12 protein-coding genes are annotated in these 11254 nt (G+C 64.0%); 8 read left to right on the top strand and 4 right to left on the bottom strand.

Features of this window, described 5'->3' with window-relative positions:
- Positions 1-200: 200 nt before the first annotated feature.
- The 7 genes from AC1D1G_RS33740 to AC1D1G_RS33710 all read left to right on the top strand — a co-directional run bounded on the left by AC1D1G_RS33740 (position 201) and on the right by AC1D1G_RS33710 (position 6383).
- Positions 201-539, top strand: coding sequence for a carboxymuconolactone decarboxylase family protein (locus AC1D1G_RS33740; RefSeq protein ID WP_061697793.1), 339 nt, complete (start codon positions 201-203; stop codon positions 537-539).
- Between the two features lie 5 nt (positions 540-544).
- On the top strand, positions 545-1567 hold the full coding sequence (locus AC1D1G_RS33735; protein WP_477955468.1) for a zinc-dependent alcohol dehydrogenase family protein: 1023 nt from the start codon (positions 545-547) through the stop codon (positions 1565-1567).
- 84 nt (positions 1568-1651) lie between these two features.
- Positions 1652-2656, top strand: coding sequence for a quinone oxidoreductase family protein (locus AC1D1G_RS33730; RefSeq protein WP_477955467.1), 1005 nt, complete (start codon positions 1652-1654; stop codon positions 2654-2656).
- Positions 2628-3014 (top strand): DUF2255 family protein, encoded by a 387-nt coding sequence (locus tag AC1D1G_RS33725; RefSeq protein ID WP_182624918.1) that lies wholly within the window; start codon positions 2628-2630, stop codon positions 3012-3014. The genes AC1D1G_RS33730 and AC1D1G_RS33725 overlap by 29 nt, the downstream gene beginning before the upstream one ends.
- Positions 3015-3200: 186 nt before the next feature.
- Positions 3201-3602: a cyclophilin-like fold protein gene (locus AC1D1G_RS33720; RefSeq protein ID WP_025432683.1), complete on the top strand. Its 402-nt coding sequence runs from the start codon at positions 3201-3203 to the stop codon at positions 3600-3602.
- Positions 3603-3867: 265 nt separating this feature from the next.
- Complete coding sequence (locus AC1D1G_RS33715) at positions 3868-5859, top strand: MFS transporter (RefSeq protein WP_477955466.1); 1992 nt, start codon at positions 3868-3870, stop codon at positions 5857-5859.
- Positions 5856-6383, top strand: a complete 528-nt coding sequence (locus AC1D1G_RS33710) for a TetR/AcrR family transcriptional regulator (RefSeq protein WP_283351986.1) — start codon at positions 5856-5858, stop codon at positions 6381-6383. Before AC1D1G_RS33715 ends, AC1D1G_RS33710 begins: the two co-directional genes overlap by 4 nt.
- A gap of 217 nt (positions 6384-6600) precedes the next feature.
- On the opposite strand, the gene AC1D1G_RS33705 is transcribed toward AC1D1G_RS33710, so the two are convergent.
- Both AC1D1G_RS33705 and AC1D1G_RS33700 read right to left on the bottom strand, forming a co-directional pair.
- Positions 6601-7617, bottom strand: coding sequence for a zinc-binding dehydrogenase (locus AC1D1G_RS33705; RefSeq protein ID WP_477955465.1), 1017 nt, complete (start codon positions 7615-7617; stop codon positions 6601-6603).
- Between the two features lie 55 nt (positions 7618-7672).
- Entirely contained in the window at positions 7673-9034 is a 1362-nt protein-coding gene (locus AC1D1G_RS33700) for an MFS transporter (RefSeq protein ID WP_477955464.1), read from the bottom strand.
- Between the two features lie 101 nt (positions 9035-9135).
- Here AC1D1G_RS33700 and AC1D1G_RS33695 point away from each other — a divergent pair, with 101 nt between their 5' ends.
- A complete protein-coding gene (locus AC1D1G_RS33695; RefSeq protein WP_283335371.1) occupies positions 9136-9279 on the top strand; it encodes a hypothetical protein in 144 nt (47 codons plus the stop codon).
- A 96-nt stretch (positions 9280-9375) separates the two neighbouring features.
- On the opposite strand, the gene AC1D1G_RS33690 is transcribed toward AC1D1G_RS33695, so the two are convergent.
- Both AC1D1G_RS33690 and AC1D1G_RS33685 read right to left on the bottom strand, forming a co-directional pair.
- Positions 9376-10347: an NAD-dependent epimerase/dehydratase family protein gene (locus AC1D1G_RS33690; protein WP_477955462.1), complete on the bottom strand. Its 972-nt coding sequence runs from the start codon at positions 10345-10347 to the stop codon at positions 9376-9378.
- A 121-nt stretch (positions 10348-10468) separates the two neighbouring features.
- Positions 10469-11128 carry a FadR/GntR family transcriptional regulator gene (locus AC1D1G_RS33685; protein WP_477955460.1) on the bottom strand — a complete coding sequence of 220 codons (660 nt, stop codon included), beginning with the start codon at positions 11126-11128 and terminating at the stop codon, positions 10469-10471.
- Between the last annotated feature and the right edge of the window lie 126 nt (positions 11129-11254).

Raw genomic sequence — 11254 nt, 5'->3', positions numbered from 1 at the left:
ACCTTTCATGGCGTGGAGCATCTTTTGTGGTCGATGGCGTCTGTCGCGTCCCCGCCGAGCGCGGCCTCGGTGCATTGCTCACCGATCGCGACGCAGCACAACGGCATGAATTCGAAGGCGGTGCATGCGAGGAGTCGCAGCAGGAAACGAACTGAACAACCGACGAGGCATCCCCAGATGCCGGACGAGAGGAAACAAGCATGGCTGAGAACACAGGTACTGGCTGGACCGGTGGACAGAACGCGTTCGGTGACTTCGCCCCCGGACTCGTCCACTACACCGACAAGATCCTGTTCGACGAGGTGTGGGAACGGCCCGATCTGTCCAAGCGCGACCGCAGCCTGGCCACCGTGTCGGCCCTGCTCGCGATGGGCAACATCGACCAGCTGAACTTCCACCTCCCGTTCGCCCGCGACAACGGCGTGACCGAACAGGAACTCATCGAGACCATCACCCACCTTGCGTTCTACACCGGCTGGCCCAAGGCCATGTCCGCGATGACCGTCGCCAAGAACGCCTTCACCACCGAGGAGAACTGAACCGCATGTACGGAGCCGTCATCCACGCCCCCGGCGACGTCCGCTATGAACAGCGCGAGGACCCGCAGATCCTCGCCCCGACCGACGCGATCATCCACCTGGCCGCATCCTGCGTGTGCGGGTCGGACCTGTGGGACTACCGCGGCATCAACCCCGTCGACCAACCCACCCCGATGGGCCACGAATACGTCGGCGTCGTCGAACAGATCGGCAACGACGTCAACAACGTCAAGGTCGGTGACTTCGTCGTCGGATCGTTCTTCGCCTCCGACAACACCTGCGAGATCTGTCAGGCCGGTTACCAATCCCGCTGCGAGCACGTCGAGTTCGCCGGCGCCGGTGGTGCGCAGGCACACCTGCTGCGGGTCCCCCTCGCCGACGGAACCCTCGTCGCCACCCCCGGCATCCCCGATCCGGACCTGGTCCCGTCGTTGCTGGCCGCCTCCGACGTGCTCGGCACCGGCTGGTACGGCGCCGTCGCCGCCGAGGCCGGCCCCGGTAAGACTGTGGCCGTTGTCGGTGACGGAGCGGTGGGCTTGCTCGCCGTTCTCGCCGCCAAGCAACTCGGCGCCGACCGGATCATCGCCATGTCCCGCCACGAGCCCCGCCAACGGCTGGCCCTGGAGTTCGGAGCCACCGACATCGTCACCGAACGCGGCGACGACGGTGTCGCGAAAATCAAGGCACTCACCGGCGGACTCGGCGCGCACTCCGTGATCGAAGCGGTCGGGACACAGGAAGCGATGATGCAGGCCATCCGGTCGACCCGCCCCGGTGGGCATCTCGGTTTCGTCGGCGTCTCACACGGTGTGAACCTGCCCGGCGAAGAACTGTTCTACGCCGAGATCCACCTGCACGGCGGTCCCGCCCCGGTGCGCCGGTTCCTGCCAGACCTGATCGACCGGATCTGGCGACGCGAGATCGACCCGGGCAAGGTCTTCGATCTCACCCTCCCGCTGAGCGAGGTCGCCGAAGGGAACAAGGCCATGGACGAGCGCCGCGCCATCAAGGTCCTCCTCCAACCCTGAGTCTCTTCCACGGCCGAATTGTCGCTTCCCGTCCTCGGCACGGGCGGGAAGCGACGCTCTCTGCTCTGAGGAAAGCGAATCACAATGAAAGCCATCGCACTCGAGACCTACGGCGGACCCGACGTCCTCCATCCGGTCGATCTCCCGGACCCGCATCCCGGCCCCGGGCAGGTGCGTGTCCGGGTCCACGCCGCCGCTATCGCGCCGGTCGACACGATGCTCCGCACCGGACTGTTGGCCGAGATGAATGCTGGGCTGCACCCGCCGTTCGTGCCAGGCATGGAGGTCGCCGGCGTCGTCGACGAGGTCGGCGACGACATCGACCCGGCTCTGGCGGTCGAGGCCGGGCAGAAGGTCGTCGGATTCGTGGACAATCTCGGCGCACACGGCGGTTACAGCGACTACGTCGTCCTGCCCGCCGCGTCGGTCACCCGCATCCCAGAGGGGGCGTCCGCACCGGAGGCGGCGAGCTTCATCAACAACTCGATGACTGCGCTCAACGCGCTCGAGGCCCTCCACCTTCCTACAGGGGCGACACTACTGGTCACCGGCGCGGCCGGCTCGGTCGGCGGATACCTCGCCCAGCTCGCCCACCACGCAGGCCTCCGGGTCATCACCATCGCAGGCTCTGGGGACGACGACCTGRTCCGCTCGTTCGGCGCCGACCAGATCGTTCACCGCGGACCGGACGCCGCGCGCGAGGTCGTCGCGCGTGTCCCGGGCGGGGTGGATGCGGTCGCCGATGCCGCCCTACTCGGCGATGACATTGTCGGTGCGATCCGCGACGGCGGGCAACTGGCCACCTTCCGCCCCTACCACGGGGATCCAGGACGCGGGATCCGGGTGCACGGTCTGAACGTGCGGCAACGCGCGACCGACCATCCCGCAATCACTCACCTGCGCGACCTGGTCAATGAGGGCGTCCTGACCATGCGGGTCGGGACGGTGTTGCCCGCCGCCGAAGCACCGGAAGCGCACCGGCTTCTGGACGCCGGCGGGGTGCGCGATCGCATCATCCTCGAATTCCCCGTCCACGAACCCTCCGACGAAAGGACGACACATGAAACGTTGGCCGACCCCACACATTGAGCGGATCGTCGACGCCGACGACCTGCACATCGCACCCTTCCGCGCAGATGGCATCACGCCCGGCACCCCGACCTGGATCTGGTCCGTCGTGGTCGACGGGCGCCTGTTCGTCCGAGCCTGGAACGGCACCCGCTCCCGCTGGTACCAGGCCGCCATCGCCCAGCGGGCCGGGCAGATCACCACCGCTGGCGCAACCTACGACGTCGCATTCCACTCTGCCGACCCAGGACTGAAGGATCGGATCGACGCCGCGTACCGAACCAAGTACGCAGCCAGCAGTTACCTGCCACCCATGGTCGCTTCCGGCCCCCAGGCCGCCACCGTCGAAGTCACCCCGCGCCCCGCTCCACAAGCCTGAGCAGGACAAATCGCGTCCACCATCGACCCGTGTGAAAGGAACTCTTCCGTGCGATCAAAGCCCCTCGCCTTAGCATTCGTATTCACATTCGCCGCGACCTTGCCACTGCTGCTTGCCGCCTGCAGCACCAACACGACCGACGATGACACAGGGGCTCCTTCACCATCGACTGCACCGACTTCGCCATTGACACCCCGCGTACTCGACACGACGGCCTCCCATGACGCTGTAGGCACGACCGTCCGCTTCACCGCCGGTGACACGTCGATCCACGTCACCATGGCAGACAATCGGGCTGCCCAGGACTTCCTGTCGATGCTCCCGCTGACTCTCGAGTTCGAGGACTTCGCTGGCAACGAGAAGATCAGCTACCTGCCCCGCGAACTCGACCACGAGGAAACCGAAGGCTCAATCCTGAACCAGGGCGACTTCCTGTACTACATTCCCTGGGGCAACGTCGGATTCTGGTACACCGCCGAACCCAGCACCCACGCCGCCGACTCCGTCGTACTCGGCAGCTACGCAGCCAGCCTCGACGACCTCCAATACCTCGAAGGACGCGACGTCACCGTGGAAGCCCTCCCGTGAACGACCAGGCGACCCCTCCCCTCGGTCACACGTCAGGCAAGCCCAGCGCGACGCGTCGGGCTAGCACAGGCGGCCAAATGCCTCTCAAATCAACCACAACAGACGAATCGACTGGGAGGGCACGGCTTCGCCGGATGTCTGCCGCACGCTACCCAACAGCCACGCCCCTCCGTCCGGACACACCCGTCCTCGTTTCGACGTCAGCTGGTGAACAGTGGTTTACTCGATGAGTAAACACATGTTCACCATTGCTACGAGGAGTTCCGTGAGTCCGCCCTTCGACATCTCCGCGTCCGAGTCGTCGTCACGTAGCTGGATAGTGGTTGCGACGCTTGCCCTGACCGGCACCGTGGTCTCCCTTCAGCAGACCCTCGTCCTTCCGCTGCTTCCCGACCTTCCGGAGTTGCTCGGCACCACCGCCGACAACGTTTCGTGGCTTGTCACCGCGACCCTTTTGTTCGGTGCCATCTCGATACCGACCGTCACCCGCCTCGCCGACATGTTCGGGAAGAAACGGATGATGATGGTCGCGCTGGCGGCAATGGTGCTCGGCTCGGCACTCGGTGCGCTGAGCACCGATCTCGCGCTCGTGATTACGGCCAGGGCCATGCAAGGCGTCGGACTGTCGCTGGTACCGGTGGGTATCGCAATCATGCGTGATGAGCTGCCGCGAGAGCGTGTGCCGCTCGGCGTGGCGTTGATGAGCGCGAGCCTGGCCATCGGTTCGGGTGCCGGCCTGCCCCTGTCCGGGTTGATCGCGGCGCATCTGGACTGGCATGCCATCTTCTGGGTCACCGGCGTCGTTGGAATGGTCGTTCTCGCGGCAGTCTGGCGAGTGATCGACGAGTCTCCGGTACAGACCGGCGGATCCTTCGACTACCGCGGGGCGATAGTTGGGACGGTTGCTCTGACGGCCGTAATGCTTGCGGTGTCCAAGGGAGCGCACTGGGGATGGACCTCGCGTCTCACTATCGCTCTGGCGGCCGCCGGGGTGCTGTTGCTCATCGTTTGGGTACCCATGGAGCTCCGAGTACGCAACCCGCTGGTCAATGTCCGTGTCGCGGCGCGACCGCCTGTTTTCCTTGTCAACCTCGCCTCGTTGTTGCTGGGTTTTGCAATGTTCGCGAACATGCTGGTAACCCCACAGCTCCTACAGCTGCCGGTGAGCTCCGGCTACGGCCTCGGCTTCGACGTTCTGAGCACCGGACTCTGGATGGCCCCGATCGGGTTGATCTTCGGAGTGACGGCTCCGGTATCGGCGGTACTCATCCGCAGATACGGTCCCCAGATGACTCTGCTTGCCGGGGCAATGATCATGGCCGGTTCCTACGTCGCCCGGGTCTACCTGAGCGATAGCGTCTGGCAGATCGTGACAGGTGCGGTGCTGGTAGGAGCAGGGACATCCATGACCTACGCCGCGTTGCCCACGCTGATCATGCGCGCTGTGCCGGTGACGGAATCCGCATCGGCGAACGGCCTGAACACCCTGCTCCGGTACATCGGTACGTCGACCGCCAGCGCCGTGATGGCGGCGGTCACCACGATGAGCGTTCAACGTGTCGCAGATGACGTCTTCCCGAGCTTCGGAGCCCTCCTGCTGGTGTTCTGGCTTGCCGCCGCGGCCTCGCTTACGGCAGGGCTGATCGCGCTGTCCATACTCGGTTTGCGTGAAGCTCAAGAAGAGTCACCCGAACAACCGGGTCGCATTCGCGCCGCAGTGGCACGCGGCCGCGTGCTCAGCAAATCCGAACGACCCATCCGTCGCGCCGTCGTCACTGTTCTCACCCAATCCGGAGATCAGGTCGACTGGAGCCAGGTGGACTCAGCGGGCGACTTCTCGGTCGCCATTCCCGGATCCGGGCGCTACCTCGTAGTCACCGCCGCAGAGGGCTGGACTCCCGACTCCCGACTCGCAGACCTCGTCGCAGAAGCCAACATGGGCACAATCATCCTGAACGAGCGATTGACCATCACCGGCACGGTGACCGATCCGCGCGGCCCACTCGCAGGCGCTGTCGTCGTGCTGACCCGGCAGAGCGGCGAGGCCGTCGCTACCGCGAAAACGGGGCCGGTCGGTTCCTACGAGATGCCTCTTCCCCCGAACGGGAGGTACATACTTACTGCATTCACCCACATTTCGACCGTGGCGCGTGCGGTCACCGTCTGGGGAGGATCGCTTGTCCTCGATCTCGAACTGAACGAACCAACTGAGCTGGCCGCAACGACCGCGCGTGTCGACGAGGCTGTGGTGCAATGAGCCGGGCGAGAGACGCCGCTCTCGCGGCGGCCGCCGCGCTTTTTTCCGAACGCGGTTACAGCCAGGTCACCATTCGCGACATCGCAGCACTCGCGGAGTTGTCCCCCGCCATGGTGATGAAATGCGTTGGTAATAAACAGGAATTGTTTCTCGAAGTGGCTACGGTGGAACCGCTACCACTTCCTGCCTGTCCCAGTTCCGACCTCGGCCAGGCGCTTGTGCGCGATATATTCGACCGATTTTATGCCGACACGGTCGAACCCATGACACGGGCAATCATGCTCCGACTCACCGCGCCGGACCACCAGTCGGTGATACAACATTTCACCGGCGGTTACGTCGACCCGCTCACCGAGCGGCTCGGCGGGGACGTCGACGCACGACTGCGCGCCGAACTCGCAGTGAGCGCCCTCGTCGGTTTCGCTACCATGCTGAGAATCTTTGGTGCCGACGCCTGCTCACAGCGCAGCGACGAAGTGGTGCGCCGATACGGCAAGCTGGTGCAGCATCTACTCGACAGTTGACTGCACGGGCCGACTACTCCCCTACGCCGAGCGCGGCTACGGCGGGGTCGACGGGGTGCCGGAGCGTGCTCAGCCAGAATCCGCGCACACCTGGTACTCAATTGGGGTCCGCGGTGCGGCAAACGTCAACCGAACCGCGGCTTCCGCAACGGTACCGTGGGAACGTCAGGCGCACAGGCGAGAGATCACCAGACGTTCCCGGCGCTCGCTTCGGGCCTCAACCGAAAAGGAAAACACCTTTGCCAGCATTCTGTTTGTCGAATTCGGCGTAAGCTTCCTCTGCCTGGTCGAGGCGCCAGCGGTGACTGAAGAGGTCTGAAACTGGCAGATCTCGCTCGGTAATGAACTCCAGGCACCTGGCCAGCTCAACGATCGACAGCGTCCAGGACGTCATGATTGTTGCCTGGGTTCGCATCAACGAGCGGACATTGAGCTCGACCGGCGCGCCGCCCAGACCGAGGAAACACACTCTTCCCCATGGCTCGAGCGAGGCGAGCGCACTCGCTCCTGCTCGAGCGGCGCCCGACGTTTCAAGCACATGGGATGCTCCACGCCCATTTGTCAGTTCCATGATCGCGTCATGCGGGTCCGTTGTGGTCGCATTAACGGTGGCGGACGCTCCGAACGCGATCGCTCGTTCCAATCGTGTCGCTTCGACGTCGATGGCGATTACGCGTGCTCCCATCGCTGTGGCAAGCATCGTCGCCGACAACCCGACAGGCCCCTGTCCGAACACGATCAGTGAGTTGCCGCCTATGTTTCCCAGCCGCTGTATTGCTCCCCACGCGGTCCCCGTCCCGCATCCAATGGCGGCACCCGCTTCGTAGGACAGGGAGTCGTCAATCTTGACGACCGTCACTGCCGGAGCGAGCATATATTGTGCGTGTGAGCCGTTGGCATCCGCGCCATAGCGGATGGTGGTACGTCGGCAGAGTTGGAACCAACCGGCCCGGCACTGGTCACATACGGTGCATCCCGCATAGTGGTGGATTGTTACCCGGTCTCCGACAGCAGCGACACGCGGGTCGACGCCCGGACCGGCGGAGTCGATTGTTCCGCACGGCTCATGACCGACTATGCATCCGGATGGATCACTCGCGCGATACTGATGTAGGTCACTTCCGCAGAGGCCGGAGGCCTTCACCGCGATGACGACTTCGCCGGGGCCGGGTGTCGGTTTGGTGAAATCTCGTAGCTCGACTTCCTTGTGACCGGTGAATACCAGTCCTTGCATCGTGTTTCCTTTCGTATCTTGAAGATCTCAGTCTCGGATCTCGATATGTGCCTACCTAAGTCGTGGTCCGGGTTCGCTCAGACGATTCGGCGAACGTCGGCCGTGGTCGGGCGCCGACCTCCGACGTGAGGTCTCGTCCAGCGTTGTCTTTGAGCAATAGCACGCACGCTAGGCTCAGAAGGCTCAGCAGGGACACCAGTACCCCGTACATGTAGGCGCCGAAAGCTTGGGTGATGGAGGCGGCGAACAGCGGCGGGATGGCGCCGCCGGCGATGCCCGCGAAGTTGTAGCTGAAACCGGCGGCGCTGTAGCGATATTGGGTGCGGAACAGTTCAGAAAGGAACGCGCCAAGCGGACCTGTCGCCGTGCCAGTGATGAACATCGTGATGCACATGGCGACGGCGAGGCCGGCAAATCCGCCCGAGTTGAGCACGGGGAACATTATCAGCGGAAAGATCACGGCTGCCGTCGCGGCGGCGGCCATGGTCAGGCGGCGCCCGTATCGGTCGGCGGTGAGACCACCCAGGAAGATGCCGATGGTGTAAAACACAGTCGCGGCCAACGCCATGAGAAGCGTCGGCGTTCGAGCGATGCCTAGGTGCGTCCCACCGTAGTTTGTCAGGAACGTGACGCCGAAGTAATAGGACGAGTAGATCATCAGCATGGTGCCGGAGGCCAAGATGATCTCGCGTGGCTGAGCCTTGAACGCCTGCACGAAGGGGGCTTTCGGTGCTCCGCGGCGCTCGACTTCGGCCTTGAAGACTRGCGTCTCGTCGATATTCAGCCGGGCCCAGAGCCCGACCCCGACCAGGATGATGCTGGCGATGAAGGGGACTCGCCATCCCCAGCTCAGGTAATCTTCGTCGCTCATGCCGAGGCTTCCGCCGACCACCAGCGCGCTGCTGAGGATCGCACCGAACCCCCCGCCGAGTGATGCGAACATGGACCAAAATCCGCGTCGGCCCGCAGGCGCATACTCGGCGGTCGTGAGGACGGCACCCGCCCACTCCCCGCCGACGGCAAGTCCCTGAATAAACCGCAGCGTCACAAGGATTATGGGTGCAACCACACCAATCTGGGAGGCAGGCGGTATGAAACCGACCAACACGGTGGAGACACCCATAAGGGTCAGGGTTGTGACTAGCGTGCCTTTACGTCCCATGCGGTCGCCGAAATGGCCGAACAAGATACTCCCGAAAGGGCGGGCCACGAACGCGACACCGAAAGTGGCCAGTGAGGCCGTTAATCCAGCCGCATCCCCCAACGCCGGAAAGAAGATATGAGGGAACACCAATACGGCGGCAAGTGCAAACAGCCCGAAGTCGGCGAGCTCGATCGTGGTCCCGACACAGCTAGCGATGGCCAGGCGACGCATCGAGACAGGCCTGGTGCGCGGACTGGCAATTTTGGATCGCATGACGGGCGCTTTTCTCCTTCATTTGGCCTGCACCAGTGGACTCCTCCGAGCGCGCCGTACAAGCAGGCGCCAAGACCGACTTGCGTACGAGATCTGACCGTATGGCCGACTACGACACAGCGTTGCGAGTGGTCTGGACGTTCCTGAAGCTCGACCATGTCCACGGGCAAGGCGTCCTGCTCGACACGCTGCCACAGGGTGGTGTGTCGGCAAATTCAGAACAGGTGCCCGGTCGCTGGCACTAGTGACGTCCGGTTGGCAAGCCTTATTGGCGCGAGGCAAATCTTAGATCGCGTTGCCTTGGAGGATATCTCGGCGATATCCGGGCAACGCCCAAAACTCTAACTTTGTGCGTCGAACCAGTCGATGACGCTGCGCAGTCCGTCCTCGAGTGCCACCGCCGGCGTGAAGTCCAGAACCTGTTTCAGGCGTGCCTGGCTGACCAGCTGATACCTGGTCCTGTTCTCGTCGAAGACGATGCTGTTGGGGTCGGCCCCGAGCATGTCGGCCAAAGTTCCGTAGATCTCCTTCGACGTGCGCGGCAGCCCCGACACGTTGATCGGCATGCGCGTCGCGTCGGAGAACACCGCACGCCGGATCGCTTCGGCGACATCGTCGACATGGATCAGGCCGTGTTGTGCCGTCGATGCCCACGGGATCGTCGGTGTGGTGCCCGCGCGGATGGCCGTGATGAGGTCGGTCATGAGGGTCGCGTTCGAACCCGGGCTGCTGCGCGGGCCGTAAATGGTCCCCAACCGGAGAGCTACGTAGTCGGGCCCGCCAGCGGATGCGAACGCTTCGAGGTAGGCCTCGCCGGCCAACTTCGTTGCCGCGTACATGTTGATTCCGGAACAGGACCAGGCGTGATCTTCGGCGAACGGCTCGCGATGCGGGTCCTGGAAGGATCCGTAGACGGTGTGCGAGGAACCCAGGACGACCCGCTTGGTGTCGGCATCGCGCGCGGCGGCGAGCAGGTCATACGTCACCCCGACGTTGACGTCGTGGGCATCGCGCGGCCGCTCGGCCGACGCCTGGGTGCGGACCGCGGCCAGATGGACGACGACGTCGGCGTCGGCGACGAGGGAGGCGATCGCTGAGAGATCTCGCAGGTCTGCCAAATGTGCCGACACCCCATCGAGTTCGCCAAGCTCGTTCAGTCGGGATTCGCCGCCCGCGTCGGTGGCGACAACTTCTGCGCGAGGATCGGTAGCCAGGAGCTCTACCACGTGAGAGCCGACGAACCCTGCCGCTCCGGTCACGAGAACACGCCGGGGCCGTTCAACTGGCGGTGAAGTCGGTCGGGTGCTGTCCATGGGTGCCTCCAAGCGCAGGACGCGCGTACGGCGGCGGACCGGCAATACGCGGAGCCTGTTAGTAAAGGATGTGATTTTCCTCGGGTAACAATACCAGTATTGTCTGACAAATAAAGGGTAATTATGTAAGCGAATAGCGGAGCACGAAGTCGAGGTGCTCACGCATGGCAGCTCCGGCCTTCTCGRCGTCGCCTGCCTTGATCGCCGCCTCGATCGCGATGTGCTGTCGCACCGTCTTCTGTGCGACATCTGGTGTGACGTCAAGGAACTGGGCCGGGTGCGTTGCGTCGTGCACGGAAGCGATGAACGCGGCCAACAGGCGATTGCCTGATGCGTAGCCGATCGCAGTGTGGAAACGCAGGTCGAGGTCCGGGATCTCTGGATCATCGATGGCGATGTTCTTCTGCTGCTCGATGACGTCCTTCATCGTGGCGATGTCGGCTTCGCTTCGGTTGCGGGCCGCCCACTCCGTAGCGGGGATCTCGAGAACGCGGCGGACCTCGGTGATCTCGTCGATGTTCAGCGCGCCGATGCGAACGATGGTATCCATCGACTCGCTGAGCATCCGGCTGAGAGAGTCCGGCGTCACCGTATTCACGAAGCTGCCACCAGCAACGCCCGGAATCTTGCGGATCAGCCCCGCGCTCACCAGCGCTCCGAGTGCTTCTCGAACCGTGGGGCGGCTGACACCGAACTGCTGAGCCAGCTCGGTCTCGGGCGGAAGCTTCTCACCCTGTGTGAAGCGCCCGTCCAGGATCGCCTCGCGCAGCTGGCCCTCCACCTGGTCCCGCGGGCGGGTCACCTGCAGCGCCTTGAACGTGTTGCTTTCGGTGGTCGATGTCATCGGGTCTCCAGCCTGCTTCGTACGCGTCATGTCAGGTCAGCTGACACTTCACCTGTCCTACAG

The sequence above is a fragment of the Rhodococcus sp. P3_B8 genome, from assembly GCF_056402775.1.
The sequence above is the reverse complement of the archived record's forward strand: the minus strand, read 5'-3'. Positions and strand labels throughout refer to the sequence as shown.

Excerpts from the sequence above, each read along its gene's own strand:
- AC1D1G_RS33740 (WP_061697793.1), top strand. The coding sequence starts at position 201 with ATGGCTGAGAACACAGGTACTGGCTGGACCGGTGGACAGAACGCGTTC.
- AC1D1G_RS33735 (WP_477955468.1), top strand. The coding sequence starts at position 545 with ATGTACGGAGCCGTCATCCACGCCCCCGGCGACGTCCGCTATGAACAG.
- AC1D1G_RS33725 (WP_182624918.1), top strand. The coding sequence starts at position 2,628 with ATGAAACGTTGGCCGACCCCACACATTGAGCGGATCGTCGACGCCGAC.
- AC1D1G_RS33710 (WP_283351986.1), top strand. The coding sequence starts at position 5,856 with ATGAGCCGGGCGAGAGACGCCGCTCTCGCGGCGGCCGCCGCGCTTTTT.
- AC1D1G_RS33705 (WP_477955465.1), bottom strand. The coding sequence starts at position 7,617 with ATGCAAGGACTGGTATTCACCGGTCACAAGGAAGTCGAGCTACGAGAT.
- AC1D1G_RS33695 (WP_283335371.1), top strand. The coding sequence starts at position 9,136 with ATGGCCGACTACGACACAGCGTTGCGAGTGGTCTGGACGTTCCTGAAG.
- AC1D1G_RS33690 (WP_477955462.1), bottom strand. The coding sequence starts at position 10,347 with ATGGACAGCACCCGACCGACTTCACCGCCAGTTGAACGGCCCCGGCGT.